24 protein-coding genes and 1 pseudogene are annotated in these 26,809 nt (G+C 45.2%); 9 read left to right on the top strand and 16 right to left on the bottom strand.

The window, feature by feature from the left end; translation table 11 throughout:
• Nucleotides 1-44: 44 nt before the first annotated feature.
• Both ELS82_RS12045 and ELS82_RS12040 read left to right on the top strand, forming a co-directional pair.
• The gene (locus ELS82_RS12045; RefSeq protein ID WP_134835688.1) at nucleotides 45-584 is read left to right on the top strand and encodes a porin family protein; all 540 of its coding nucleotides are present in this window, start codon (nucleotides 45-47) and stop codon (nucleotides 582-584) included.
• Nucleotides 585-648: 64 nt separating this feature from the next.
• Nucleotides 649-1,164, top strand: a complete 516-nt coding sequence (locus ELS82_RS12040; RefSeq protein WP_370447460.1) for a hypothetical protein — start codon at nucleotides 649-651, stop codon at nucleotides 1,162-1,164.
• Here ELS82_RS12040 and phoU read toward each other — a convergent pair.
• The 4 genes from phoU to ELS82_RS12020 all read right to left on the bottom strand — a co-directional run bounded on the left by phoU (nucleotide 1,161) and on the right by ELS82_RS12020 (nucleotide 6,729).
• Nucleotides 1,161-1,859: a phosphate signaling complex protein PhoU gene (gene phoU / locus ELS82_RS12035; RefSeq protein WP_004413083.1), complete on the bottom strand. Its 699-nt coding sequence runs from the start codon at nucleotides 1,857-1,859 to the stop codon at nucleotides 1,161-1,163. The genes ELS82_RS12040 and phoU overlap by 4 nt on opposite strands.
• Nucleotides 1,860-2,054: 195 nt before the next feature.
• Nucleotides 2,055-2,873 (bottom strand): phosphate ABC transporter ATP-binding protein PstB, encoded by an 819-nt coding sequence (pstB, locus tag ELS82_RS12030; RefSeq protein ID WP_134835687.1) that lies wholly within the window; start codon nucleotides 2,871-2,873, stop codon nucleotides 2,055-2,057.
• Between the two features lie 2 nt (nucleotides 2,874-2,875).
• The gene (gene pstA / locus ELS82_RS12025; RefSeq protein ID WP_134835686.1) at nucleotides 2,876-4,522 is read right to left on the bottom strand and encodes a phosphate ABC transporter permease PstA; all 1,647 of its coding nucleotides are present in this window, start codon (nucleotides 4,520-4,522) and stop codon (nucleotides 2,876-2,878) included.
• A gap of 23 nt (nucleotides 4,523-4,545) precedes the next feature.
• Complete coding sequence (locus tag ELS82_RS12020) at nucleotides 4,546-6,729, bottom strand: ABC transporter permease subunit (RefSeq protein WP_134835685.1); 2,184 nt, start codon at nucleotides 6,727-6,729, stop codon at nucleotides 4,546-4,548.
• A gap of 172 nt (nucleotides 6,730-6,901) precedes the next feature.
• Here ELS82_RS12020 and ELS82_RS12015 point away from each other — a divergent pair.
• A pseudogene (locus tag ELS82_RS12015) lies at nucleotides 6,902-8,083 on the top strand (RNA degradosome polyphosphate kinase); the annotation flags it as partial.
• A 38-nt stretch (nucleotides 8,084-8,121) separates the two neighbouring features.
• Here ELS82_RS12015 and ELS82_RS12010 read toward each other — a convergent pair.
• From ELS82_RS12010 to phoB, 3 genes are read right to left on the bottom strand one after another with little or no spacing between them, the layout of a single operon-like run.
• Entirely contained in the window at nucleotides 8,122-9,081 is a 960-nt protein-coding gene (locus ELS82_RS12010; protein ID WP_134835684.1) for a PstS family phosphate ABC transporter substrate-binding protein, read from the bottom strand.
• On the bottom strand, nucleotides 9,081-10,379 hold the full coding sequence (gene phoR / locus ELS82_RS12005) for a phosphate regulon sensor histidine kinase PhoR (protein WP_134835683.1): 1,299 nt from the start codon (nucleotides 10,377-10,379) through the stop codon (nucleotides 9,081-9,083). The genes ELS82_RS12010 and phoR overlap by 1 nt, the downstream gene beginning before the upstream one ends.
• 25 nt (nucleotides 10,380-10,404) lie before the next feature.
• Nucleotides 10,405-11,094 (bottom strand): phosphate regulon transcriptional regulator PhoB, encoded by a 690-nt coding sequence (gene phoB / locus ELS82_RS12000; RefSeq protein ID WP_053440626.1) that lies wholly within the window; start codon nucleotides 11,092-11,094, stop codon nucleotides 10,405-10,407.
• A gap of 208 nt (nucleotides 11,095-11,302) precedes the next feature.
• On the opposite strand from phoB, the gene rdgC reads away from it, so the two are divergent.
• From rdgC to ELS82_RS11985, 3 genes are all read left to right on the top strand, one after another.
• Nucleotides 11,303-12,217 (top strand): recombination-associated protein RdgC, encoded by a 915-nt coding sequence (gene rdgC / locus ELS82_RS11995; protein ID WP_004413074.1) that lies wholly within the window; start codon nucleotides 11,303-11,305, stop codon nucleotides 12,215-12,217.
• Nucleotides 12,218-12,477: 260 nt separating this feature from the next.
• Nucleotides 12,478-13,875: a prephenate-dependent tRNA uridine(34) hydroxylase TrhP gene (trhP, locus tag ELS82_RS11990; protein WP_004413073.1), complete on the top strand. Its 1,398-nt coding sequence runs from the start codon at nucleotides 12,478-12,480 to the stop codon at nucleotides 13,873-13,875.
• A gap of 2 nt (nucleotides 13,876-13,877) precedes the next feature.
• Complete coding sequence (locus tag ELS82_RS11985) at nucleotides 13,878-14,132, top strand: YfhL family 4Fe-4S dicluster ferredoxin (RefSeq protein ID WP_004413072.1); 255 nt, start codon at nucleotides 13,878-13,880, stop codon at nucleotides 14,130-14,132.
• Between the two features lie 55 nt (nucleotides 14,133-14,187).
• Here ELS82_RS11985 and mepA read toward each other — a convergent pair whose 3' ends face one another.
• The 8 genes from mepA to queA form a co-directional block, all read right to left on the bottom strand.
• Nucleotides 14,188-15,042: a penicillin-insensitive murein endopeptidase gene (gene mepA / locus ELS82_RS11980; protein WP_134835682.1), complete on the bottom strand. Its 855-nt coding sequence runs from the start codon at nucleotides 15,040-15,042 to the stop codon at nucleotides 14,188-14,190.
• Nucleotides 15,043-15,080: 38 nt separating this feature from the next.
• A complete protein-coding gene (locus ELS82_RS11975) occupies nucleotides 15,081-15,413 on the bottom strand; it encodes a DUF1904 domain-containing protein (RefSeq protein WP_134835681.1) in 333 nt (110 codons plus the stop codon).
• Nucleotides 15,414-15,530: 117 nt separating this feature from the next.
• Nucleotides 15,531-16,025 carry a hypothetical protein gene (locus ELS82_RS11970; protein WP_134835680.1) on the bottom strand — a complete coding sequence of 165 codons (495 nt, stop codon included), beginning with the start codon at nucleotides 16,023-16,025 and terminating at the stop codon, nucleotides 15,531-15,533.
• Nucleotides 16,026-16,095: 70 nt separating this feature from the next.
• Nucleotides 16,096-17,043: a protein translocase subunit SecF gene (secF, locus tag ELS82_RS11965; protein ID WP_134835679.1), complete on the bottom strand. Its 948-nt coding sequence runs from the start codon at nucleotides 17,041-17,043 to the stop codon at nucleotides 16,096-16,098.
• 14 nt (nucleotides 17,044-17,057) lie between these two features.
• Entirely contained in the window at nucleotides 17,058-18,914 is a 1,857-nt protein-coding gene (gene secD, locus ELS82_RS11960) for a protein translocase subunit SecD (RefSeq protein ID WP_134835678.1), read from the bottom strand.
• A 20-nt stretch (nucleotides 18,915-18,934) separates the two neighbouring features.
• Complete coding sequence (gene yajC, locus ELS82_RS11955) at nucleotides 18,935-19,264, bottom strand: preprotein translocase subunit YajC (protein ID WP_134835677.1); 330 nt, start codon at nucleotides 19,262-19,264, stop codon at nucleotides 18,935-18,937.
• A 173-nt stretch (nucleotides 19,265-19,437) separates the two neighbouring features.
• The gene (tgt, locus tag ELS82_RS11950; protein ID WP_004413064.1) at nucleotides 19,438-20,574 is read right to left on the bottom strand and encodes a tRNA guanosine(34) transglycosylase Tgt; all 1,137 of its coding nucleotides are present in this window, start codon (nucleotides 20,572-20,574) and stop codon (nucleotides 19,438-19,440) included.
• A gap of 310 nt (nucleotides 20,575-20,884) precedes the next feature.
• On the bottom strand, nucleotides 20,885-21,937 hold the full coding sequence (queA, locus tag ELS82_RS11945; RefSeq protein ID WP_134835676.1) for a tRNA preQ1(34) S-adenosylmethionine ribosyltransferase-isomerase QueA: 1,053 nt from the start codon (nucleotides 21,935-21,937) through the stop codon (nucleotides 20,885-20,887).
• A gap of 306 nt (nucleotides 21,938-22,243) precedes the next feature.
• On the opposite strand from queA, the gene ELS82_RS11940 reads away from it, so the two are divergent.
• Complete coding sequence (locus ELS82_RS11940) at nucleotides 22,244-22,684, top strand: CBS domain-containing protein (RefSeq protein ID WP_134835675.1); 441 nt, start codon at nucleotides 22,244-22,246, stop codon at nucleotides 22,682-22,684.
• A gap of 72 nt (nucleotides 22,685-22,756) precedes the next feature.
• Here the strand turns inward: ELS82_RS11940 and ELS82_RS11935 are convergent, their stop codons facing one another.
• Nucleotides 22,757-23,752: a LacI family DNA-binding transcriptional regulator gene (locus ELS82_RS11935; RefSeq protein ID WP_134835674.1), complete on the bottom strand. Its 996-nt coding sequence runs from the start codon at nucleotides 23,750-23,752 to the stop codon at nucleotides 22,757-22,759.
• A 198-nt stretch (nucleotides 23,753-23,950) separates the two neighbouring features.
• On the opposite strand from ELS82_RS11935, the gene ELS82_RS11930 reads away from it, so the two are divergent.
• A complete protein-coding gene (locus ELS82_RS11930; RefSeq protein WP_134835673.1) occupies nucleotides 23,951-25,399 on the top strand; it encodes a glycoside hydrolase family 32 protein in 1,449 nt (482 codons plus the stop codon).
• Nucleotides 25,400-25,415: 16 nt separating this feature from the next.
• Nucleotides 25,416-26,789: a PTS transporter subunit EIIC gene (locus tag ELS82_RS11925; protein WP_134835672.1), complete on the top strand. Its 1,374-nt coding sequence runs from the start codon at nucleotides 25,416-25,418 to the stop codon at nucleotides 26,787-26,789.
• The last annotated feature ends 20 nt before the right edge of the window (nucleotides 26,790-26,809 follow it).

Below are 26,809 nucleotides of genomic sequence, written 5' to 3'. Positions count from 1 at the left end.
TATTTCTAGGAAGGAAAGCACATTAACTTTAAGAGAAATTTACAATGAAACTAGCCTTCACAACCCTTTTAACTGCATCTGTTTTATCTGCACCTGTTCTAGCAAATAACGAAGGCCATCGAGTAGGTATAGGCTTTAATAAAACATCGATAGAACAAGTCTTAAGCCCATCAATTGACTACTCAACCAGTGGGTTCAAACTGGAGTATGGTTATGAGTTTAACCATATTGTCGGTGTAAATATTTCATACAACAAAGGTTCAGGCGACTTCTTACCTTTTATAGATAGCGACAACTCAACCTTTAAGATCGATACAGATATTGGCTACACCTTTAACTTCGATGGTTTTTCAATCAAACCTTACGGGGTTATTGGCTGGGCTAAATTCGAAGAAGAACTTAGCGTAGTTGGAGAAAATCTTGGCTCTTGGGATGATTCATCACTCTTTATTGGTACAGGTGTTCGCAGCACATTCAATGAACACTTCTACGCTGATTTTCGCGCTGACTTTATCAACCTAAAAGACGAAGGCGATGATATTTTTGTTGATCAGTTTTCATTCACTGTCGGCTACAAATTCTAATCACTGTATCACTTTAATTTAACTTATACGCCATGGATGGCTGTATCTAATCCACTGAGTATCCATGATGAAAAAACACCTTCTTGCACTTGCACTCTTAACTCCCTTTACCGCGTCAGCTTCAGGCTTACATCTTTCACCAGAGATAAAAATGGGCCCTTATTTGGGTGCTGGAATTTCAGGTGCTGGATTACAACTTGGTGTCACTGATGTTTTGGGGCTTGATGCTCTCTACGTCAGCTATTCTCATACATCAGCAGAAATACTGCTCGATAAAGATAGACTCAAAACCTATCGAGTTGGTGGGCAGTACCAATTTTTAGATCACCCGATGAAGATGGCACTGCAACTAGAAGGTGGTGTTGTAGAATACGAAGGGAAACGTGACTACGTATTCTCTAGTACAACTCGCCATGAGGAAGGCACAGGTGCAAGTATTTCTGCATCATGGGTAGTATTCGTTAACGATAATGTGGGTTTTAGACTCGGTACCGATTTTAACTACATCGATAGAAGCAATACATTGTTCGAATCAAACTGGTCTGCCACTATCTCGTCAGGTGTAGTTTTTCACTTTTAACGAAGTGCATCATCGATACTCTGTTCGCCCAAGTGGCGAACATCTTTTCCTTTCACAAAGTAGATGATGTACTCACAAATATTCTGACAGCGGTCGCCTACTCGCTCAATTGCACGCGCAGACCACATCACCTGTAAGATGTTTGGAATGTTCTTCGGGTCTTCCATCATATAAGTCATCAACTGACGAATTACCGCTTCGTACTCAGCATCGATTTTATCATCGAGCTTATACACTTCTGCGGCAGCATCGACATCCATACGTGCAAATGCATCAAGTACTTGATGTAGCATGCTGATCGCTTGACGACATAATGGCTCTAAGGAAACTTGAAACTGACGCTCTTTAGAAGATGGGCTTTCGATAGCGACATAGGCGATTTTGGTCGCGACATCACCGATACGTTCAAGATCAGTAATGGTTTTGATAATAGCCATAATCAGACGGAGATCTTTCGCAGTTGGCTGGCGTTTAGCGATGATGCGCGTACATGCTTCATCAATCGAAACTTCCATTGAATTCACTTTATGATCATCTCGAACAACCTTTCGTGCTAGCTCAATGTCTTCTTTGTGTAGCGCTTGCATCGCAAACGACAACTGTTGCTCAACCAACCCGCCCATAGTTAATACATGAGTACGGATCGACTCTAGTTCGACATTAAATTGGCCTGAAATATGGCGCCCAAAATTCATAAATAAAATTAGTCTCTTTTGCTGGTTAATAGGAAAAGTCACATACTGGGTAAGTATCAAGCTGTGATTGTTGTAAATAGTTGGAACTGTAGCAAGGCAACAAGAGATTTCAGCCCTATGAGCATAGCTCGTCTATGTGATTAGGGGGAAATATCGCAGTTAACGCCGCTACGGTTTCAAATATGACCAACAAACCTAGCCGTATCTACCAGTAATGTAGTCTTCCGTTTGCTTTTTCAATGGCGAAGTAAAAATAGAATCCGTATCTGAGTACTCGATCAACTTACCCATATGAATAAATGCCGTGTGATCACTCACGCGAGCTGCTTGCTGCATGTTATGGGTGACAATAACTACTGTATATTTGGTCTTAAGATCGTTGATCAGTTCTTCAATCGTCAGTGTTGAGATCGGATCCAACGCCGAAGTTGGCTCATCCAACAGCAGCACCTCTGGCTCTATCGCAATCGCACGGGCAATTACTAAACGTTGCTGCTGACCACCAGACAGTCCAAATGCATTTTCATGGAGACGATCTTTTACCTCATCCCATAACGCCGATGCTCGAAGAGAACGCTCGACCGCATCATCAAGGGCACGACTGTTGTTGACCCCTTGAAGGCGCAAACCATAGACCACGTTTTCATAGATTGATTTAGGAAACGGGTTGGGTCTTTGAAACACCATGCCAACACGGCGTCGTAAGGTCGCGACGTCCACATCAGGATCATAAACGTTCTTGCCATGCAGTTTCACTTTGCCTTTAACGCGACAACCTTCAACCAGATCATTCATGCGATTGATACAGCGAAGCAAGGTCGATTTACCGCACCCCGATGGACCGATAAATGCCGTCACCTGCCCTTTAGGAATGCGCATAGAAATATCACTTAACGCCTGCGCAGTTTGATAGTGCAGGTCTAACCCCTCAATCGAGATAGCCGTTAAATCATCACTAAGATTATTCACGTCTAATGGGGTTGGGTAGCCAAGAGTTTGATTCACAGAAAACATGGTTAATCTTGTCCTAAGGTTCGGTATTTCTCGCGCAGGTTATTACGAATACTAATCGCAGTCAGGTTAAGACCGATGATCACTGTAACCAGCAATAATGAGGTGGCATAAACCAGCGGTCGGGCACTTTCAATATTAGTCGTTTGGAAGCCAACATCGTAAATATGGAAGCCTAAATGCATGAACTTACGTTCTAAATGCAAGAACGGGAACTGACTGTCTACCGGCAAGCTAGAGGCAAGTTTCACCACACCCACCAGCATCAAAGGCGCAACCTCACCCGCTGCGCGTGCTACCGCTAAAATCAGCCCAGTGATCATAGCTGGGCTTGCCATCGGTAAGACAATGCGCCACATGGTCTCAAACTGTGTCGCGCCGAGTGCCAAAGAACCGTGTCTTACGGAGTTGGGAATTCGGGTTAAGCCCTCTTCTGTTGCCACAATCACAACAGGTAGAGTCAGTACCGCTAACGTCAATGCTGACCATAATAGGCCTGGCGTGCCAAAGGTTGGAGCCGGCAAGCGCTCTTGATAGAACAATGAGTCGATTGAAGCACCTAAGGTATAAACAAAGAAACCTAAGCCAAATACGCCATAAACAATCGAAGGTACACCAGCAAGGTTAATAACCGCGACGCGAATCAAACGAGTGAAGGCATTGTTTTTGGCATACTCGTGCAGGTAAATTGCCGCAATCACACCTAATGGCATCACGATTACGGACATGATCAATACCATCAGCACGGTACCAAACATCGCCGGGAATACCCCGCCTTCGGAGTTCGATTCACGTGGGTCTTCAGATAAAAACTTCCACGCTTGCTTACCCCAGCGGATTAACTTCTCACCCATCGACATTTGGTTTGGATACCACAAGTCTAAAATATGACTAAGAGGAATCGTCACCCTTTCACCTGTCATATCCTCAACTAGCAGACCTTGGTTTTCTAACTTGCCACGTAAGTTATCCAGTTTGGCTTCGACCTTGGCTAAAGAGTCAAGGTACTGCTCATTTTGCCTCTGGTAGTAAGCGAGAAATTCATCATCTAAATTGTCATTCAAACTGCGCTTGCGCTTTTCCAGCCTTAAACGTTCCGCTTGGCCGCTAATCACACGCACTTCTTGTTGAATCAAACGGTAGATTTCTTTACGCAGTGTCTGTGCATAGGCAAGGCCAGAGGTAATATCTTGCGTGACGTCTGTGCTGACTCGACCATCTGGGTGTTGGTAACCGACCGGTTGACCGAAGAAGTCACCGCCCCGGGTACGCTCAATGACCGCCCAGTGCTGCGGCAATGTTGGAGGACTTAAATCGATTTCGAGCAAAGAAACAAAGTCAGCCGAATAGAGATCGCGATTGGCGACTTTGATATTCACCCGCTTCGCTAGGCCTTTTTCTTCAACACTGGCAGGTAAATCAATATCCATCTCGCGAAGGTGAGTAATTGGCACATACTCTTGCGAATAGATTTGTCCAACCAGAAGTTCGCCGTCTTTAGTTTGCCATTGATAGAGCGGCGCTGGCCAAAAATAAGAAAGACCTTTCCAACCAATAAGCAGTAATAGCCCCAACACAGACAACAGGCTGATACTTACTGCACCACCTGTTAACCATATCCACGGAGAGCCTGATTTTAACCACTTAAACACGTACAAGGTTTCCTAAATTCAAATTAGAGAGAACGATATTTTTCGCGCAGGCGCTGACGTACCCATTCCGCAAGAGAGTTAACCGCAAAGGTAAACATCAGCAGCAATAACGCCGCTAAGAACAAAATACGATAATGCGAGCTACCGACTTCAGATTCTGGCATTTCGACCGCAATGGTGGCCGATAATGTGCGCATCCCTTCGAGGATGTTCCAATCCATAATCGGTGTGTTACCCGTCGCCATCAGTACGATCATGGTTTCGCCTACCGCGCGACCTAGTCCCATCATAATCGCAGAAAAGATACCTGGACTTGCCGTCAATAGCACAACATGAGTTAAGGTCTGCCACTGCGTTGCTCCTAACGCCAATGATCCATCAGACAAATGCTTCGGCACTGAAAATATCGCGTCTTCAGCAATGGTAAAGATGGTAGGAATAACTGCAAAGCCCATAGCAAAGCCGACCACAAGCGCGTTACGTTGGTCGAAATTGATCCCTTTATCAGCCAGAAATACTCTGACATCACCATTAAACAACCAAGCTTCAATATTGCCACTTTGCGACAACACCACCACTGCAACAACCACCAGCGCGGGCATCAAAATAGCGGCATGCCAACCATTGGCAAAGCGCCCTGTCCAATGCTTTGGCAAGGCGTGCCACCCCATGCCAAGCAAAATCGTTGAAATAGGCAGAAACAGCATTAAGGTTACCACCGCAGCCAAGTGCGTTTCGACGATTGGCGCAAACCATAATCCGGCTAAGAAACCGATGATAACGGTTGGTAGCGCTTCCATCAGCTCGATAGAGGGCTTGACCACACGTCGCATTTTCGGCGTCATAAAGTAAGCGGTATAGATAGCGCCAAATACGGCAATAGGCACCGCAAACAGCATCGCAAAAGCAGCCGCCTTCAAAGTACCAAATGCGATAGGAACCAAACTAAACTTGGCTTCAAACTCATCACTTGCAGAGGTGGTTTGCCAAACAAACTGCGGCTCAGGGTAACTTTCATACCACACCTTTTGCCACAAAGATGACAGCGAGACCTCTGGGTACGGATTGTCGATTTCAGCAATGCTTAGCTCAGCATCTTTCACCGCCAATAGGTAGTTTTCGTTTTGCGACATCGCTGCTAGCTGTGGCGCTTGCTGATAAGCGCGTTTGAATATCACCAGCTTTTCACTGGTGGTGTAATGGCTTTGAACCGTGCCATTAATATAAAAACTGTAAAAGCCTTTCCGGTAGCTGTCTGGCAATAAAAACTGCAATTCCGAAGCAAGCTTAAACTGACGAATATGAGTTAGAGAACGCTGCCCATCAGCCAGTACATCAAACCACTGCGAGACCAAACCATCTTTATGAGTCACCAGTAGTGAATATGCGCCGGAAAGAAGATCTATGTCCGTTACTGCATGTTGTGGCTTGCCTTGGCTAAGATCGACGATTTCACGCACATTGAAACTATCGTCCTGCTTAGTTGCAATAACCAGTTCAGAGCCCGAGCGAAGATAGATGGTTCTCCCATCTGGTGTGACTAGGATTTGGTCTAGCTGCGTAATGGTCTCGTCAAATTCATAACTGCGTATCCCCTCATCACTTTTCCAACGAACCTTTACCGTATCGTCTTGATACCAGCCCACTAAGGTGAGCGGCTTTTGCGTCGAGAAAGCAAACTTCTTAAGCTCATTTCCTTCAAAATGCAAATCAAACGGCATCGATTTATTCAGCACATTCGGCGCAAACTCTCGGCTTTCTTTGGTCAGTTCTGAGTCCATTCTCGGCTTAAATAACCGAACCTCGCCTTGCTTACTGGCAAAACCATACCAACCGAGAGAACTTAAAGAATCAGCAAATAAGCTATTGGGCGCTGCAACTTGCTCGGAAAGAACTGGCTGAGCACTCTGGTTGTTCAGTGACCAGAAATTAATCCGACCATCTGCAGAAATGACAAATGCATTTTCCCCATACTCATCCACACCTGCCGCAATTGGCTGGGTAATGGTGACCGGAATACTTCTTACATTAGGGGTGATCTTAGCGTCGCTAAACAATGGTAGAACCATGATCGCAAGGTAGACAAAGATCAGAACTAAGGCTGCGAGTACACCAACACCACCTGCAGATACAGCAAATCGAACCAACCGATCTTTGATTAGTCGCTTTCGATCTAGCTCTCGCAATGAGAATTCTGCTTGGGTCATTCCTGTCTCTTACCTATTTTCGTCCGAGGGTATAATATTTCTATTAGGTGACAATTATATTACAGTTCGCATTAAACAACTGAAAACAATGCAATAAAATTTCGCAATAAAAGTGTCATATTAAGACCTTAAGTTGCTAACGCCCCCTCGTCACTCCGCAGAAGGTAAGATTATGAGTACAGAAAAACTGTATATCGAAAAGGAGCTCAGTTGGCTCTCTTTTAACGAGCGTGTCTTACAAGAAGCGGCAGACAAACAAGTCCCCTTAATCGAAAGAATTCGATTTCTTGGTATATTTTCCAATAACTTAGACGAGTTCTATAAAGTTAGATTCGCCGATGTAAAACGCCGAATCTTGATCAATCAAGAACGTGGCGGCAACGATAACTCCAAGCACCTGTTAACTAAGATGCAAACCAAAGCGCTCAAGCTAAATGATCGTTTTGACGAGCTTTACGCTGAGCTAATACGTGATATGGCTCGGCACGGCATCTTTTTAGTTAATGAGCAGCAACTCAGTCCCTCGCAGCAAAAGTGGGTAAAAAAGTACTTTCGCAAAAAGTTACTGCCGCACATTACGCCAATATTGTTACGAGAAGATATCGATGTTCTGCAGTTCCTCAAGGATGAATACGCCTATATTGCCGTCGAAATGCGTCAAGCAGATCGCAGTCAATACGCCTTAATCGAGATCCCAACCGATCACGTGCCTCGTTTTGTCATGGTACCAGAGCAAAAAGGCAAACCACGTAACACCATCATCTTGCTGGATAACATTATCCGTTACTGTCTCGATGAGCTGTTTAGCGGTTTTTTCGATTACGATCAGCTCAATGGCTATGCGATGAAAGTGACGCGCGACGCCGAGTACGACCTCAATTACGAAGTGGAACACAGCTTAATCGAGCAGATGTCTGAAGGCGTAAGTCAACGACTCACGGCTATGCCAGTACGTTTCGTCTACGAGCGAGAAATGCCAGAGCAGATGCTGAGTTTCCTCTGTAACAAACTCCAAATATCCAATTACGACAGTTTGATTCCCGGCGGACGTTACCACAATTTCAAAGACTTCATCGATTTCCCCAATGTGGGTAAGCAGTATCTAGAAAACAAGCCGCTGCCACCCATGCAATGCGCGGACTTTATCGGTTATGCCAACAAATTTGACGCGCTCAAAGCGCAAGATATCTTACTCTATTACCCCTACCACACCTTTGAGCACATTAGCGAATGGGTGCGGCAAGCGTCGTTTGATCCTAAAGTCACTAGCATAAAGATTAACATCTACCGCGTAGCGAAAGGCTCTCACTTAATGCGATCATTGGTTGATGCCGTGCACAATGGCAAGCAGGTTGGTCTTTGAGCTTCTAAGTAAAACGCAACACAAAGGACTTAATTGGTGATACCGACTTTTTCTAGCTCTCTGCGCGCAATCTCAGGGGAGATCGGTACATAACCATCTTTGGCGACTAGCTCCTGACCTTGGCGAGAGAAGATAAAACGAATGAACTCACGCTCTATTGGGCTCAGTGGTTTAAAAGGGTGCTTATTCGCGTATACATAGAGGTAGCGTGATAGTGGGTACTTACCTGATAAGATATTTTCTTGGCTTGCTTCTACGTATTGGTCGCCTGATTTAGCAATCGGTAGCAGCTTCACCCCAGAAACTTGATAACCCACACCTGAATAACCAATAGTGTTGATCGCCGAACCGACTGACTGCACTACTGAAGCTGAGCCCGGCTGCTCATTGACGCTACTCTTAAAATCACCGCCACACAGTGCGTTCTTTTTAAAGTAACCATAAGTACCCGATACCGAGTTACGACCAAACAGTTGCATTCCTCGTTTGGCCCATTGGTAGTCCAAACCTAGCTCAGACCAAGTGTTGATCGAGTCTGTCGAGCCACATCTTAATGTTGCTGAGAAAATGCGATCAAGCTCGGTAAAGTTCAAACCTTTAATCGGGTTGTCTCGGTGGACAAAGATACCAATCGCATCAATGGCAACACGTAGCACGGTTGGTTTATAGCCATGCTCACGTTCAAAAGCTTCTACTTCTCGGTTACGCATCGCGCGGCTCATTGGGCCAAACTGCGCCGTTCTTTCAGTCAAAGCAGGAGGAGCGGTAGAAGAACCCGATGCTTGCACCTGTCCATTAACACTTGGGTAGAGCTGCTTAAACTCTTCGACCCACAGGGTGGTCATCCCGGCTAATGTATCAGAGCCTACCGTTGTTAAATCACCCGTGATTCCGGCAACTTTACTGTAATTAGGTAAGCTCTCACCCTCAGCTAGACTTGGTGCTGATAGAGACAATGAAAGCATTAATGCACCGATGAGCTTTTTCATTAACTCACCACTAAACGGACAGGAAGCGTAAACGAGAACTTACTGCCTACTCCAACTTCACTGCTGATCTCTAGATGAGAGTCATGGTGAGTCAGGGCATGTTTTACAATCGCAAGACCGAGTCCGCTGCCACCCGTATCACGAGAACGCGCTTTATCAACTCGGTAAAAACGCTCAGTCAGTCGATGTAAGTGCTGTGGCTCGATACCATCACCACTGTCTTCCACTTCTAAATGCGCCCCTTGTGCAGATTGATACCAACGTACCATGATGTCTGCACCTGCTGGGGTATATTTCACCGCGTTGTACACTAGATTAGAGATCGCGCTGCGCAGTTGATCATCATCGCCTAGCACTCGCAAATTACTATCAACATTAAATGACAGCTTATGGCCTAAATCACCACTCAAACTCGCCGCTTCTTTCTCCAACACTTCAAGCATCGCTGGCACATTGACGACATCTTCTAGCTCATGCATCGGCGCAGCTTCGATTTTCGATAGCGTCAGCAACTGATTCACCAAGCTATTCATGCGATTAAGCTGTTCAGTCATCACTCCATGCGCTTTGGTCCACATAGGGCCAACCACCATATCTGGATCTTCAGTCATCTCCAGATAGCCTTGCAGCACCGTCATTGGCGTGCGCAGTTCATGGGATACATTGGCAAAGAAGTTACGGCGCATGCCTTCAAGCTGCTTAAGCTGAGAGACATCACGCACCACCATCAAGTGCTCACCTTCTGTGTAAGGTACGATACGTAGCTCAAGCATACGCTCAACATTAAGTGGCGAACGCATCTCTAGCGGCTCGGAGAAATCTTGCTTATTGAGATACTTGATAAAATCAGGGGTACGAATCAAATTGGAAATCGGCTGACCCGAATCATCTGGCCAACGGAAGCCCAATAGGTGCTGAGCAAGCTTGTTACACCAAACAATATTGCCTTCACTGCGAAATACCACGACAGCATCCGGGAGAGATTCGGCACCATTACGGAAACGGCGAATAAGGTTGGTTAACTCTTTACGCTTTTTACGCTGACGCTGCTGCAGACGGTAGATACCGTTAAACAGAGACTCCCAGTTACCACTGCCGGACGGTGGCGTTAGACGCTTCTCATCCCACAACCAGGTCGAAAGACGCATTTGATTGTGTAGATGCCATACAAGCTGCAAAACCGTGGCAGCTAACAGCAACCACGGCATATATCCGAAAATCCAGCCTACTATCACCCATGGGGTGTAAAAAAAAGCCAGCTCCCAGGCTAGCTTTTTCCAAGTTAACCGTTCGACCACTTACCTCTCCAAATGGTAAAACCCATTACGCCTTAGTTGAGAAACGATAGCCCGCGCCGCGAACCGTCTGAATCAACTTATCATGACCTGCCGCTTCTAACGCTTTACGTAGGCGACGAATATGTACGTCTACCGTACGGTCTTCCACATACACGTTGGTGCCCCAAACATTGTTGAGTAGCTGTTCACGGCTGTAAACACGCTCTTGGTGAGTCATGAAGAAGTGCAGCATTTTGAATTCCGTTGGCCCCATATCTAATGGCGCATCGTTTGCTGTCACTCGGTGCGAAACCGGGTCAAGTTTAAGTCCTTGAACATCAATTACGTCTTCTAGTGCGGTTGGTGTCACTCGGCGAATAACCGCTTTAAGACGAGCAACCAACTCTTTTGGTGAGAATGGCTTGGTGATGTAGTCATCTGCGCCTACTTCAAGGCCGCGTACTTTATCTTCTTCTTCACCACGTGCCGTTAGCATCACAACGGGAATGTTGCGTGTCAGCTCTTCACGCTTCATGTGTTTAATGAAGTTGATACCGCTACCACCAGGTAACATCCAATCTAGCAACACTAGATCAGGGAAGGGTTCAGCCAGTTTAGTTACCGCGCTGTCGTAATCTTCTGCTTCTACTGCTTGGTAACCTTTTTGTTCAAGTACAAAGCAAAGCATTTCGCGAATTGGTGCTTCGTCTTCAACAACCAGAATCCTTCTAGACATAATTGAATAACCTTATGTTAGTTAGTTTATTTGAGCTTGTTCAGCTCTTGGCAACGCTAAGCATTATCACTAGCAATTATGACACTTTTGTGACCTTTGAAAACAAATTTTCATATAACTTTCATCCCACTATTGTGTGTTTGCAGTAAGACAAGACGTGCAAAAGTCTTTATTATTGGCAGATCGGATAAAGGTATAGAGAAAGAATATGTGGTTTAAAAACTGTCTGGTTTATCGCTTCAACCGCGAAATCGAATTCAACGCTGACCAACTAGAAAAACAACTGGCTGAGTTTCGTTTTACGCCTTGTGGTAGCCAAGATAAGCAAAAATTTGGCTGGGTTACAGCGATGGGTAAACATGGCGACATGATGACTCACGTGTCTGAAAACCGCATTCTAGTTTGTGCAAAGAAAGAAGAAAAAATGCTTCCTGCATCAGTGATTAAAGACTCATTGAACGCAAAAATTGAAGCAATGGAAGCACAAGAAGGTCGCCCTCTTAAAAAGAAAGAGAAAGACAATCTGAAAGATGACATCGTGATGGATCTTCTACCACGTGCATTTAGCCGTAGCAGCCATACTTACGTGCTGATCCTACCAAAAGAAGGCTTCATTTTAGTCGATGCCAGCAGCTCGAAAAAAGCTGAAGATGTACTAGCGCTACTGCGTAAAACTATGGGTAGCCTACCAGTTGTTCCAGCAATCCCTGAAAAGCCAATTGAAACCACATTAACCGAATGGGTGAAAACGGGTGAAACGCCTGTTGGTATCCAGATGCTTGATGAAGCAGAGCTTAAGTCAGTACTTGAAGAAGGCGGCGTGATCCGTTGTAAGAAGCAAGAACTGACAGCCGATGAAATTCGTAGCCATATTGAAGCAGACAAGATGGTGACTAAGCTTGCGGTTTGGTGGCAAGAGCGCATCGAATGTATTCTAGCTGAAGATGGCAGCATCAAACGCCTCAAGTTCTCTGATGAGCTAAAAGATCAAAACGATGATATCCCACGTGAAGACCAAGCTGCTCGCTTTGATGCAGACTTCTCTTTAATGTGTGGTGAATTCAGTGCATTCCTGCCAAATCTATACGAATGCCTTGGCGGTCTGCCTCATCCAAACGCATAAAGCTGTGCTACAGGGCATTTAAGAATGACCTGTTTAGCTATTGCGGCAAGTATGCGCAGACATTGCTCTGCGCATCATTTCAAATATACCACTCACCTCTAGCGACTTGGAAAGCAATAGCTATTCTGGTCATTCATGCCTTGAACAAATTTCGTGTACATTCTGTTCTGGTCACAAGTCACGTTTTGACGTAAAATTTGCGCCCCCGATCCCATGTGGTGGAATCGGCCTGACTTGAGATCAGATTAAGAGAATTACACATGACTGAGAAAGCATTCGTACCAGAGCTACTGTCACCTGCAGGTAGCCTTAAAAACATGCGTTACGCATTTGCCTACGGCGCAGACGCGGTATACGCTGGCCAACCTCGTTACAGCCTTCGCGTACGTAACAACGAGTTCAACCACGAGAACCTACAAATCGGTATCGATGAAGCTCATGCCCAAGGCAAAAAGCTTTACGTGGTATGTAACATCCAACCGCACAACTCTAAGCTAAAAACTTTCATCCGCGACCTTAAGCCGGTTGTAGAGATGGGCCCTGACGCACTGATCATGTCTGACCCAGGTCTAATCATGATGGTTCGTGAAGCGTTCCCTGAGATGCCTATTCACCTGTCTGTACAGGCTAACGCTGTAAACTGGGCAACCGTTAAGTTCTGGGCTGCTAACGGCGTTGAGCGTGTGATTGTATCTCGTGAGCTTTCTCTAGAAGAGATCGAAGAGATTCGTGAGCACTGTCCTGAAACTGAACTAGAAGTGTTCGTTCACGGTGCTCTATGTATGGCTTACTCTGGCCGCTGCCTACTTTCTGGTTACATCAACAAACGTGACCCTAACCAAGGTACATGTACTAACGCATGTCGTTGGGAATACAAAGTTGAAGAAGGCAAAGAAAACGACACTGGCGACATCGTAGAGAAGTTTGACCCGGCAGAAGCGCAAGCGGTTGAAGTTCAAGACGAGCGTCCTGAAACGACTATCGGTCGTGGCAAACCAACTGATGAAGTGGTTCTACTTTCTGAAGCGCACCGTCCAGAAGAAAAGATGGCGGCTTACGAAGATGAGCACGGCACTTACATCATGAACTCGAAAGACCTACGCGCTATCCAGCACGTTGAGCGTCTGACTAAGATGGGTGTTCACTCACTGAAGATCGAAGGTCGTACTAAATCTTTCTACTACTGTGCTCGTACTGCTCAGGTTTACCGTAAAGCGATTGATGATGCTGTTGCAGGCAAACCATTTGATGAGAGCCTAATGGGTACACTAGAGAGCCTAGCACACCGTGGTTACACTGAAGGCTTCCTACGTCGTCACACGCACGATGCTTACCAAAACTACGACTACGGTTACTCTGTATCTGACGCTCAGCAATTTGTGGGTGAATTCACAGGCAAACGCCGTGGTGACCTAGCGGAAGTTGAAGTGAAGAACAAATTCATTGTCGGTGACAGCCTTGAGCTAATGACACCAAAAGGCAATGTAATCTTCACGCTTGAAGCGATGGAAAACCGCAAGTCAGAAGTTATCGATGACGCAAAAGGAAACGGCCACTTCGTATTCATTCCTGTTCCACAAGATATGGATCTAGAATACGGCCTATTAATGCGTAACTTAAACGATGGTCAGGATACCCGTAACCCAACAGGTAAATAAGCATGGCTTTACTGATCACTGATAAGTGCATTAACTGTGACATGTGTGACCCTGAGTGTCCAAATGGCGCGATCACTATGGGCGACTCAATCTTTGAGATCGATCCTGACCTATGTACTGAGTGCAAAGGTCACTATGAAAAGCCAACATGTCAATCAGTCTGCCCGATCACTAAGTGCATCATCACCGATCCAGACCATGTTGAGACCGAAGAAGAACTGTTAGAGAAGTTCGTTATTATTCAGGGCTTAGCCTAATATTGGTTAATAAAAACGCCGCTCAGTGAGCGGCGTTTTTTTATTCAAAGTCGTATTAGCTGTTATCTAACAACTGCTGGCACTGAACCGGTATCACTTTCAACTTTTTCTTTTTAGGCTTTGTTGAAGCCACCTTTGGTGCAGCTGGCTTGGGCTGTGGTTTCCAGCTTGCTAGCTCTGCCCCACAACCATCCCCTTTAGGCGGCTCAGCTTGAGGTTTGCAGTTCTGACTCCCTTCTGGGCAGTTCAAACGCACATGCATATGGTAATGATGCCCCCACCAAGGACGCACTTTTCGCAGCCACTCTCGATCGCTGCTTTGTTCCGTTGCACACAGTTTCTCTTTGATCACAGGATGAACGAAAATACGTGCAACCTGCTCATCGTTGGCGGCAAATTTCACTAACTCGAAATGACGTTCATCCCAGTTGTTTTTGAGTAGCTGGTACTGCTTTAAGTTGACCACACTATGAGGCGTCGGCTTTGCTAATTGAGGTTCGGAAAGCGGCATGTCCGCTAACTTAAGCCAAATATCGATATCTAACCCCGTTTGGTGGCTAGAATGCCCTGATGAAAAGCGCCCACCTTGCGGCAAAGATATATCACCAATCAAGATATTGGTTTTTAGCTCGTTACGTGACAGGTCAGCTAAACGCTCAATAAAACCGATCGCATTAGGGTGGCCATAGTAACGCTCACGTTGACTACGGATAACTTGATAGCCCTCCCCTTCGAGCGGTAAAGCGGCACCACCGGACAAGCAGCCATTTGCGTAGCTGCCAATCGCTTGGGGTGAACCATTTGAAGGGGTGTCTATTTTCTCCCACGGAGTCGCTGCTACCGCGGAAGCAAACAATAAAGAAGAGCATAACAAAGGCAGCTTACGCCATGTATCTAGACTAGCCCGCATTGCTTTCTCCTCTTACTTAAAATGATTAACTGAGCTAATTAGTAATGCTCGCCATTATCGTAATAGCCTTTTGCGTCAAGCGCTGTAAAAATCACCGCGACATCAACATCTTCACCAATCACACCGCGAATCTGCGACGTCACGACCTTAGCGACGGCATCCTGAACTTCTTGGCCACGATCAAACCACAACACCTCAACAAACGGATAAGCACTGCTCACCTCCCCTTCGTGGAAGAATGTTGAATAGATATATTCAAAGGTAAAGTCTTCACGAGGGCAGTCCATCAAAGGCTGAAGCTCATCAATTAGCGGCTTAGATAGCGTTTGTACTGTCTGCGGCTCTACTGCTCGAAAACGTAAATGTGGCATAACTTGCTTCCTATTTATTATTTTCATTCATCATAGCAAGTTATCACTCAAAGTCTGTAGCCTCTATTTAAGTGTGCGACAAGATCGCACAATATTCACCCAACACATTCACTCTGCTCAATCACGAGACATAAAGCGTAATGAAATGATCTCACCATCACTGATTAACTCAGCGTCCCAAAGTTCAGATTGCCATGCCAGTTGCCTAGCTACGGTCTGAGGGTAGCGATTGATAAATTGAACTAACGATGCGTTGATCTCGCTAACTGAATGTTGAGAGCTCTGCTGTGAGATATCAAAACGTTCGCCCATAACTTCTACGCTCTGCAAAGAAAAACCATCACTGCGCAGATTGAGTTGCAGCTGAGATAGTTGGTGAGTAGAGAACTCACTCAATAACTCTATCTCAAGCGAAGACTGCGATATTGTCGCCTCGGCAACGTAGCTCCCTCGATAATAAGCGAGCTTATCCTCACACCACGTCTGCTCATCACACTCTTGCCATGAGCTGCGAATGTTTTGCGCAAGGGTATCGGGATGACTGGATAGAGTTAAAGTATTTGCTGATACATTAAAAGCAACCAAGGCAATAAACGCCGTAAACCATCGCATGAATAACTCCTTTAAAACAACAAAGCCGCTGAAGAACAGCGGCTTTGATTAAGGTCTTTGACTCAATACCTTATGGCATCTCATCAAATTCAGCACCTTCTTTTTCTACTTGAGGTGGCATTAGGTGTTCTTTAGTAATACCCAGTTTCAATGCTAGTGCCGAAGCAACGTAGATTGAAGAGTATGTACCAACCGTAATACCAAGTAGAAGTGCGGTAGCAAAACCGTGAATCATCGCACCACCTTGAGTAAACAGTGCGATAACTACAAACAAGGTTGTACCCGATGTAATCAATGTACGGCTCAATGTTTGTGTGATTGAGCTATTCATTACCTCAGATGCCTCACCCTTACGCATCTTACGGAAGTTCTCACGAATACGGTCGAATACAACGATGGTATCGTTGAGCGAGTAACCGACAACCGTTAGTAGTGCTGCGACAATGGTCAAGTCCACTTCGATTTGCATCAAAGAGAACACGCCCAATGTGATGATAACGTCGTGTGCCAGTGCTAATACCGCACCCGCAGCTAGACGCCACTCAAATCGAACCGATACATAGATCAGGATACAGATAAGAGACACAAGAATCGCAAGGCCACCCGCTTCAGTAAGCTCATCACCTACGTTAGGGCCAACGAACTCAATACGGCGCATTTCAACGCTTTCACCCGTACCGTCCTTGATAGCGTTAAGAATCTGGTTACCCAGCGTCTCACCCGCCATGTCATCACGAGGACGCAGACGAACCATTACGTCACGCGCACTACCGAAGTTCTGTACCGTTGCGTCACCAAAGCCTTTTGCTTCAAGCGCACCACGAATATCTTCAAGATTTGCTGGCTGTTCAAAACCGACTTCAATCAAGGTACCGCCAGTAAAATCTAGACCCCAGTTCAACCACTTAGTTGATAGAGTAAAGATTGACGCACCAATCATTAGGATTGAGAACACAAATGCCAGCTTCGACCAACGCATAAAGTCGATCGTATTTTCTGCTTTTAGAATCTGAAACATACTAATTCCTAGCCTTAGATCGACAGTTTGTTGATTCGCTTACCACCGTATGCAAGGTTCACGATACAACGTGTACCTACAATAGCGGTAAACATAGAAGTTAAGATACCGATAGACAGTGTCACGGCGAAACCTTTGATTGCACCAGTACCGACTGCAAATAGGATAATCGCAGTGATTAGCGTAGTGATGTTCGCATCGGCAATGGTACTAAACGCGTTCGCATAACCTTGGTGAATCGCTTGCTGAGGGCTGCGGCCATCACGAAGCTCTTCACGGATACGCTCAAAGATCAGTACGTTGGCATCAACCGCCATACCGACTGTCAGTACAATACCTGCAATACCTGGCAAGGTCATCGTCGCGCCCGGGATCATCGACATAACACCAATGATCAACACTAGGTTCGCCATTAGTGCGACGTTAGCGATCATACCGAACTTGCGGTAGTACATCAGCGTAAACAGCATTACCGCAACCATACCCCAAATCATCGCTTGGATACCCATATCGATGTTCTGCTGACCCATAGATGGACCAATGGTACGCTCTTCGACAATCGAGATAGGCGCAATTAGAGCACCAGCGCGAAGTAGAAGTGCTAGGTTGTGCGCTTCTGCAGCTGAGTCGATACCAGTAATACGGAAGTTACGTCCAAGAGCCGATTGAATCGTTGCTTGGTTAATCACTTCTTCATGCTTGTTCAGAATCACGCGGCCTTCAGGAGTACGGCGACCGCTGTCTTTGTATTCTGCGAAAACCGTTGCCATTAGCTTGCCGATGTTCTGGCGTGAGAACGCAGCCATCTTGTTACCACCTTCGCTATCTAGCGAGATGTTAACTTGTGGACGACCATATTCATCAACACTTGAACTTGCATCAGTAATGCTTTGACCACCTAGAATGACGCGCTTCTTAAGCACAACTGGGCGACCATCACGGTCTTGCTTGATTTCGCTGCCTGCTGGCGCACGCCCGTTTGCCGCTGCAGCTAGGTCTGCTTTTGAGTCCACTTCACGGAACTCTAGCGTTGCAGTTGCACCAAGAATTTCTTTCGCGCGAGCGGTGTCTTGAACACCAGGCAGCTCAACTACGATACGGCTTGCACCTTGACGCTGAACAAGAGGCTCAGCAACTCCCAATTCGTTTACACGGTTACGTAGAATCGTAATGTTCTGCTCTACCGCATAATTGCGAATTTCAGTTAGACGTTGCTCAGTAAAGGTTGCGGTCAATGCAAAGCGACCATTCGACTCAGAATCAACAAAGATCATGTCCGGATGGTTTTTCTTTAGTAGTGCTTCTGCTTCAGCAAGTTGCTCTGCGTTACGTAGCAGAACTTCAACACCATCTTTACCTGCAGGGCGAATTGCGCGGTAACGAATTTTTGCTTCACGTAGTTCACTACGGAATGCTTCTTCCTGTTGGCCAACCAGTTTTTCCATTGCAGCGTCCATATCCACTTCCATTAAGAAGTGAACACCACCACGTAGGTCAAGACCTAGCTTCATTGGTGCAGCACCAATAGATTCAAGCCAATCCGGAGTCGCAGGAGCTAGGTTCAGAGCAACAATTTTGTCTTTGCCAAGCGCTTCGTTGATGATATCGCGAGCACTGATTTGAGTGTCAGTGTCATTGAAACGAACAAGAATAGATCCATTCTCTAGAGCAATGGATTTATGAGATAAGCCCTGGTCATCGAGAGCTTTAGTGACAGAATCCAGCGTTGACATATCTACAGAGGCGCCACGCGCCCCTGTAACTTGAATAGCCGGATCTTCACCGTAGAGATTTGGAAGTGCATACAATGCTGCGATAGCGATGGTAAACACCACCATCAGATACTTCCATATTGGATAGCGGTTTAGCACAGCGGAGATCCTTTAGCTGTTTATAGTGACTTTAGCGTACCTTTTGGTAGCACTGCAGTAACGAAGTCTTTCTTGATAACGACTTCGTTATTTGTGTTCAACTCGATAGAGATGTAGTCGTTGTCTTCTGCGATTTTAGTGATTTTACCCACTAGACCACCGCTAGTTAGCACTTCATCACCTTTACCCATAGAGCTCATTAGGTTCTTGTGCTCTTTAACACGCTTAGCTTGTGGACGGTAGATCATGAAGTAGAAGATCACCGCGAACATACCTAGCATGATTAGCATTTCAAAACCGCCGCCTGCTGGTGCGCCTTCTGCTGCTGCGTGAGCTTGAGAAATAAACATTAAAATATCCTCTATTATTTTTTATTAATGTCCAAGTTGGGCATTCGCCAATTAGTTTCAAGTCTGAGAGTGACCAATAGAGATCGCTCTCTCAAAAATAGCGTGCGTTTGCCTACTTTATTAGCAAAAGCCTCTGGCGTAATGCCAAAGGCTCTAATTCTTAAATTTGTCGATTATTGCTCTTTTGCCAGTGGCGGAACTTCACGGCCACGACGCTCATAGAACTCTTGCACGAACTCATCAAAACGATCTTCATCAATTGCCGTACGAATGCTTTCCATCAGACGCTGGTAGTAACGTAGGTTGTGAATCGTATTTAGACGAGCACCTAGAATTTCGTTACAACGCTCTAGGTGGTGAAGGTACGACTTAGAGTAGTTTTGACAAGTGTAACAGTCACAGTGCGGATCTAATGCAGTTGTATCTGTTTTGTGTTTCGCATTACGGATCTTGATCACACCGCCAGTCACAAATAGGTGACCATTACGTGCGTTACGCGTTGGCATTACACAGTCAAACATATCGATACCACGACGAACACCTTCAACTAGGTCTTCAGGCTTACCTACACCCATTAGGTAACGAGGCTTGTCTTCTGGTAACTGAGGACATGTGTGCTCGAGAATACGGTGCATGTCTTCTTTTGGCTCGCCTACTGCTAGGCCACCGACTGCATAGCCGTCAAAACCGATCTCAGTTAGGCCTTTTACAGATACATCACGTAGGTCTTCGTAAACACCACCTTGAACGATACCAAATAGGTTGTTCGGGTTTTCTAGCTTGTCGAAGTGATCACGTGAGCGCTGTGCCCAACGTAGTGACATTTCCATCGATTTTTTCGCTTCGTTGTGTGTCGCAGGGTATGGCGTACACTCATCGAAAATCATTACGATGTCAGAACCTAGGTCTTTTTGGATTTCCATCGACTTTTCAGCGTCCATGAAGATCTTGTCACCGTTTACAGGGTTACGGAAGTGTACACCTTGCTCAGTGATAGTACGCATCTTACCTAAGCTGAATACTTGGAAACCGCCTGAATCAGTAAGGATAGGACCGTGCCAGTTCATAAAATCGTGCAGGTCACCGTGCATTTTCATCACTTCTTGACCTGGGCGTAGCCATAGGTGGAAAGTGTTACCAAGAAGAATTTCAGCACCAGTGCCTTTTACTTCTTCAGGTGTCATACCTTTAACAGTACCGTAAGTACCTACTGGCATGAATGCTGGTGTTTGAACTGTGCCACGTTCAAAGGTCAGTTGACCACGACGCGCAACACCGTCTTTTTTCTTAAGATCGAATTTTAACTTCACGAAGCCTCCGGTTGTCAGAGAAACAGTCTGACATTAAGTTCAGAGCTTTAAGCTCTATGAGGAGCGGTCGCCTTCCATGCGAGATGCAGAATAACCGATTATTCTGCTTCCTAGCTTACTGCTAGCACTCGTAAATTGTTTGCGTTCAGCTCAATGCTGAACATAAGAGATTCCCTACTCGCTCGTCCCTCACTCTATGGAATGACGGAGTTTCAGTGCCTCACTCATCGAATGACATATTAGGCTCTCAAAGCCAACGTTTGTCATTCCTGAATCGAGGTACGAGATGTCAGGAATCTCTCAAAGTAATCTATACCGTTTTCTTTTTGATGAACATTGAATCGCCATACGAGAAGAAGCGGTACTTGTTCTCTACAGCGTGCTTATACGCGTTCATCGTATTTTCATAACCTGCAAAGGCGCTCACAAGCATGATCAGCGTTGACTCTGGCAGGTGGAAGTTAGTGATTAGACAATCCACTAACTGATATTCGTAACCAGGGAAAATGAAGATCTCGGTGTCACCGAAGAACGGAACCAGCTCAGTGCCCTTCTTAATCGCATCTTGCGCTGCACTTTCTAGTGAACGTACCGATGTTGTACCGACAGTAATGATACGACCACCACGCGCTTTCGTCGCATTGATTGCATCGACGACTTCTTGCGGTACTTCAACGTACTCAGCGTGCATGTGGTGCTCATGGATATCATCCACTTTTACTGGCTGGAAAGTACCTGCACCTACGTGCAAAGTAACATACGCAAATTCAGCGCCTTTTGCTTTGATCTTCTCAAGCAAAGGTTCATCAAAATGAAGACCTGCTGTTGGCGCGGCTACTGCACCCGGCTTTTCATTATAAACCGTTTGGTAACGCTCTTTATCAGAGTCTTCATCTGGGCGGTCAATGTAAGGTGGAAGTGGCATGTGGCCGATCTCTTCCAGTACCGCTAATACGTTTTGCTCTGCGTTAAACTTCAGCTCGAATAGTGCATCATGACGAGCCACCATTTCCGCTGAATATTCGTCGTTCTCACCAATAAAAATAGTCGAACCTGGCTTTGGAGATTTAGAGCAGCGAACGTGCGCTAGAATACTCTTCTCATCAAGTACTCGTTCTACAAGAACTTCAAGCTTACCGCCTGACTCTTTACGGCCGAACATGCGCGCAGGAATCACTCGAGTATTGTTGAATACCACTAAGTCACCCGGTTGTACTTGCTCTAGTACATCGGTAAACGTGCCATCTGTTAGCTCACCGCTGTTGCCATCCATTTGCAGTAAACGGCTTGCAGTGCGCTCTGGCTGAGGGTAGCGAGCTATAAGCTCATCCGGTAAGTCAAAGTGAAAATCTGATACTTGCATGTTACTAATCTTTTGTCGTGGTTTTACTGTGAGTCGAACTGATTCTGTCACAAACAGACGACGAGTTTTTCGCAGCCGACTAGTATATTGTGCATGAGAGCAATATCAAGAAAAGAGATGTGAATTATTGTAATCATTTGCCTTAATTGGCTCTAAAGCCCATCCATTTCCCTGCTGAATTATTCGCCAGTTGATTTACCACAAAAAAGTCGTGGTTATAGCAGTAAAAACAGGTTTAGCTCTCAAACTCAGTTGAAGAAAATTACTATATTTAAAGAGCAAAGAATAATAACTCAGGAGGCAGCCATGATTAAGGTAGAAGAAATGATGACGCGTAGCCCTCATACGCTTCTTCGCTCTCACAATCTCGCCGATGCAAAAAGCATGATGGAAGCGCTCGATATTCGCCACATTCCAATCATTGATGCAGATAGAAAACTGCTTGGCGTCGTATCTCAACGAGATGTACTCTCAGCTCAAGAATCTAGCTTACAAAAGCTCCCAGAAAGTCAGTCTTATACGCTCAACACGCCACTTTTCGATGTGATGAAAACCAGCGTTATGTCAGTTTCACCACAAGCTGGTTTAAAGGAAAGTGCGATTTATATGCAAAAGCATAAAGTCGGCTGCCTGCCTGTGGTAGAGAAAGGTCACTTAGTTGGCATCATTACTGATAGCGATTTTGTCGCAATTGCAATTAACTTACTTGAGCTTCAAGAAGAAGTTGAGCCAGAGGAAGTTGATTAACCACATCGATGTCATCACGCTAAATTAGCAGCTCCTATAAATATGTAGCTCTTTATAGCGTGATGATACTTGCTAATCATTGCGCAAGATTTCAGGTCGACGAGACACCGCTCGCAATGATGGGTGGCTTCTAACCGAAAGCGTTGGCTCTAGTAGCACCAAACGCTGCGCTAACTCACCTTGCTGAATCGCTTCAATCATCATATCAAAACCCAATAACGCAATTTTTCTAATTGGCTGTTTAATACTAGAAAAACCAAGTGACTGAGCAATAAAGGTGTCATCAAAACCAATGATGTCGACCCTATGACTCACCCTTTGCTCTTGTAATGCATTGTGCAAATGGCTGGCGGAAATATCATCAGAACAGAACACCGCCTCGATAGGCTGAGAATTTTGCGTGATCCATTTTTCAATGTAATCACGTAAAGAGTCAGAGTCATAAGGCGCAAGAACAGACTCTATTGGCATTTCTTTGCCTAGCCTAAACAACTCGTTTTGATAACCGATCAGTCGATCAGACTTGGTATCACTGGCTCCGATGTAACCCAGCTTCCGATAGCCCTGCTGAACAAAGTGTTTCGCAGCTAGCTCGCCGCCATGCTGATGATGAGTACCAATACTAATGGTGCCGGGTGCGGTTGCTGTCAGCAATACCACAGGAAAAGGCAACGCTTTCAATGGCGCTAAGTGCTCCTCTTTTAGTGAGCGCGGGACAAGAAATACCCCATCCACTTTGTGATTAATACACTCAGACAAAAAGGTCTTTTCTAGCTGAAGGTTATTGCGGCTATTAAACAACAATAAGCTGCGGCCATGCTTGTACGCCTCTTCTTCCAATACATCGACCAATTGTGAAAAAAACGGGTTAGACATATTGCGCACAATGACGGCAAACAGCTTGGTTGGCTTCTTGCGTTTCTGCGGAGGCTTTTGATAATTCAGCTCTGTCATCGCCAGCTCTACTGCTTGCTTAGCTTCAACAGAGACACACTCATTACCATTGAGCACTCTAGATACCGTGGCAATAGAGACTCCTGCCTTTTTGGCTACATCACGAATCGTCATTGCACTCCCATCCAACATTTCTATCAATCAACGTCATATATTAACTCTCACCATGTAACAAGACTTTGTGTTACATCACAACCTGTTCTCTATTTGTTCAAAACGCCGTCAAATTGAGTGAATAAAAGTGCGGCGCTATTTTCACCCTTTATCAAGCTCTCTATGATTTCTTCAACCCAAGGTTATTAGGTAAGTAACGTGCAACAACAAAAATATAAAACCATCAACACGGCAACGGAATTAGATAATAAAAATTTTGAGGAAATAAAATTAAAAACTTTATTTCGCCCATTATTTCATATTAGTCCACCGCATGGGTTATTAAATGATCCGAATGGTTTTTGTTATTTTAATAACCAATATCATTTATTTTACCAATGGTTTCCATTTGATACTTATCATGGAATGAAACATTGGATGCACTTGAGCTCTAATGATTTATTAACTTGGTCTGAACATGGTTCAAAAATAACCCCGTTAGAAAGTTATGAGTCTCACGGTGCTTATTCAGGTGGTGCCGTAGTTGAAAATGATCGTAGTTACCTATTCTACACCGGCAATGTTAAACGTGGTGATGAACGCGATGCCAACCAGTGTTTAGCGATCTTAGATAAAAACAATCAAGTGACTAAACACGCTCTCAACCCGGTGATTGAGTCAGTACCACAAGGCTACACCGGCCATGTACGCGATCCAAAAATCGTTAAACGTGGTAGTCACTACTTTATGTTGCTAGGCGCTCAGCGAGAAGCCGATTTAAGCGGTGAGATCATCGTGTACCAATCGCCTGACTTACTCGACTGGGAGTTCAAAGGGACGCTGGACATTCAAGTCAATGGCGACTTTCTTGATGCCTACATGTATGAGTGCCCTGACCTGCTAGAAGTCGATGGTCATGACGTGCTGATCTTTTCTCCACAAGGCGTGACTGCTGATGGAACTCGCTTCCACAATAAATTCAACGTTATTTACTGCTTGGGCCAAGTGAATTTCGAGCAGCTTACGTTCACTGTTAGCCATTGGGACGAGCTTGACCGTGGCTTTGATTTCTACGCGCCACAAACCATGGCTAATGCACCAGAGAAACAAACACTGATTGCATGGGCAGGGACTGATGAACACTTGCCTAGCGAACAACAGGGTTGGATTAACTGCTTGACGCTGACTAGAGAACTAACCGTTGAAAATAATCGACTTATTCAACGACCAAACATTATTAATTCCGATTCATTAATAAAACAACATGGATATCAATTAAATCATCAAGGAGTTGAACTGGAAAGTTTATCGTTTTCTTTAGAGGTTAATAACTTATCTAATGAGAAAAATATAACCATTTCATTGCAAACACAAAGTGGTAAAGAGTTAACGCTGACTATCAATAATAATACCATTACTTTAGATAGAGCGTTATATGACCATCATACCCAAGATTGGGAGTATGGAAATAAACGTCAACACCAAACAGACTACGACATTAATAATATTCACTTCATTTGCGATCAAAGCATAATTGAAATTTATATAAATGATGGCCGAGATGTATTTACCTGCCTTTTCTTCCCTGAGCAAGAAAACCACCAGCTAACTATATCGACTGAAAAAGGTGCAGACCTCGATACCCAGCTAACCTACCTTACAATATAATAAAGTGGTGAACAGAATGAATTATGACGCTACCGTAACCGAGATACTGGATAGTATCGGGGGCCTAGACAACATCCGCAACGCTGAGCATTGTGCTACGCGCCTGCGCCTCATCCTTAAAGACAATGACAAGGTCAATACTGATAAAGCAAAAGAGATTAACCAAATCAGCGGTTACTTTTACCAGTCAGGCCAACACCAATTCATCATTGGTACTGGTAAGGTTTCTCATGTCTATGATTCGCTTAAGCGCGCCTTGGGTGGTGAGTTTGAAACGAACGACTTCAAACAAGATGCATTTGCCGATATGACGGCAAGCCACAAAGTCGTTCGTACGCTTGCTGATATTTTGATTCCGCTTATCCCAGCGCTAGTAACGACCGGCTTATTGATGGGGTTACGCGGTATGATGCTGCACTCAGGCGTCGATTTCTCACCAGAGACATTAGCCTTATTTAGTATGCTGACCGATACCGCTTTTGCCTTCTTACCCGTTTTAATCGCTTATTCTGCGGCAAAGAAATTTGGTGGCAATGCCATTATCGCCATTGTTGTGGGCTTGATGATGGTTGCTCCGCAACTGCCTAATGCTTGGGTGGTTGCTAATGGTGGCGCAGAGCCAATGATGGTCAATCTGCTTGGTATCAACTTCCCACTGGTGGGCTACCAAGGTACGGTACTGCCTGCAATCTTTGCCGGTTGGTTTGTCTCTTACTTAGAGCGTAACCTGCGACGCTTTATTCCAGCCAGTATGGACTTAGTCTTTACGCCATTTTTGACCATCACCATTGCGGTATTCGTCATCCTGTTCGGCTTTGGCCCAATCCTACAAACCATTGAGCACGGCTGTACATCATTGGTACGCATAGCACTCGACCTGCCACTTGGTCTAGGTTACATCCTATATGGTGCTGTACAGCAGATGATCGTTATCACTGGTCTGCACCACGCATTAGGCGTGATTGAAATCGGCCTGCTTAATGAAACAGGGGTAAACCCACTTCAGCCACTAGGTACGGCTTCAATGGCTGGTCAATTTGGCGCTGCAATCGCGGTTGCAACGCTATTAAAAGATAAGATTAAGAAAGGTAATGCTTACAGCGCCTCAATGTCGACACTGTTTGGTATCACTGAGCCGCTACTGTTTGGTGTAAACCTTCAATACGGCAAAGTGTTTATGTTTGGTATGGTCGGTGGCGCCGTGGGTGGATTAGTGACTTACGTGCTAAACATCAGTGCAACTGGTATGGGCATCACCTTTATTCCGGGTATCTTACTTTACTCACAATCATTAACGGCAGTTCTAGGCTATCTAACGGTTATTGCTAGTGCATTTGCGACCGCTTTTGTCTTGACCCATATCTACAACCCAATAAAAAATAGTCAATAACCATAAATTCGTTGGTGCAC

It is taken from the genome of Vibrio ouci (genome assembly GCF_004551525.1).
Classification (GTDB): domain Bacteria; phylum Pseudomonadota; class Gammaproteobacteria; order Enterobacterales; family Vibrionaceae; genus Vibrio; species Vibrio ouci.
The sequence above is the reverse complement of the archived record's forward strand: the minus strand, read 5'-3'. Positions and strand labels throughout refer to the sequence as shown.

Bases quoted from the DNA above. Each gene is read 5' to 3' on its own strand.
- ELS82_RS11925 (WP_134835672.1), top strand. From the start codon at position 25,416: ATGAATTATGACGCTACCGTAACCGAGATACTGGATAGTATCGGGGGC.
- yajC (WP_134835677.1), bottom strand. From the start codon at position 19,264: ATGTTTATTTCTCAAGCTCACGCAGCAGCAGAAGGCGCACCAGCAGGC.
- queA (WP_134835676.1), bottom strand. From the start codon at position 21,937: ATGCAAGTATCAGATTTTCACTTTGACTTACCGGATGAGCTTATAGCT.
- pstB (WP_134835687.1), bottom strand. From the start codon at position 2,873: ATGTTTTCTGTGAATCAAACTCTTGGCTACCCAACCCCATTAGACGTG.
- ELS82_RS12040 (WP_370447460.1), top strand. From the start codon at position 649: ATGATGAAAAAACACCTTCTTGCACTTGCACTCTTAACTCCCTTTACC.
- mepA (WP_134835682.1), bottom strand. From the start codon at position 15,042: ATGCGGGCTAGTCTAGATACATGGCGTAAGCTGCCTTTGTTATGCTCT.
- phoU (WP_004413083.1), bottom strand. From the start codon at position 1,859: ATGAATTTTGGGCGCCATATTTCAGGCCAATTTAATGTCGAACTAGAG.
- ELS82_RS11985 (WP_004413072.1), top strand. From the start codon at position 13,878: ATGGCTTTACTGATCACTGATAAGTGCATTAACTGTGACATGTGTGAC.
- ELS82_RS11935 (WP_134835674.1), bottom strand. From the start codon at position 23,752: ATGACGATTCGTGATGTAGCCAAAAAGGCAGGAGTCTCTATTGCCACG.
- ELS82_RS11975 (WP_134835681.1), bottom strand. From the start codon at position 15,413: ATGCCACATTTACGTTTTCGAGCAGTAGAGCCGCAGACAGTACAAACG.
- ELS82_RS11940 (WP_134835675.1), top strand. From the start codon at position 22,244: ATGATTAAGGTAGAAGAAATGATGACGCGTAGCCCTCATACGCTTCTT.
- trhP (WP_004413073.1), top strand. From the start codon at position 12,478: ATGACTGAGAAAGCATTCGTACCAGAGCTACTGTCACCTGCAGGTAGC.
- rdgC (WP_004413074.1), top strand. From the start codon at position 11,303: ATGTGGTTTAAAAACTGTCTGGTTTATCGCTTCAACCGCGAAATCGAA.
- ELS82_RS11970 (WP_134835680.1), bottom strand. From the start codon at position 16,025: ATGCGATGGTTTACGGCGTTTATTGCCTTGGTTGCTTTTAATGTATCA.
- secF (WP_134835679.1), bottom strand. From the start codon at position 17,043: ATGTTTCAGATTCTAAAAGCAGAAAATACGATCGACTTTATGCGTTGG.
- ELS82_RS12020 (WP_134835685.1), bottom strand. From the start codon at position 6,729: ATGACCCAAGCAGAATTCTCATTGCGAGAGCTAGATCGAAAGCGACTA.
- phoB (WP_053440626.1), bottom strand. From the start codon at position 11,094: ATGTCTAGAAGGATTCTGGTTGTTGAAGACGAAGCACCAATTCGCGAA.
- ELS82_RS12045 (WP_134835688.1), top strand. From the start codon at position 45: ATGAAACTAGCCTTCACAACCCTTTTAACTGCATCTGTTTTATCTGCA.
- ELS82_RS12010 (WP_134835684.1), bottom strand. From the start codon at position 9,081: ATGAAAAAGCTCATCGGTGCATTAATGCTTTCATTGTCTCTATCAGCA.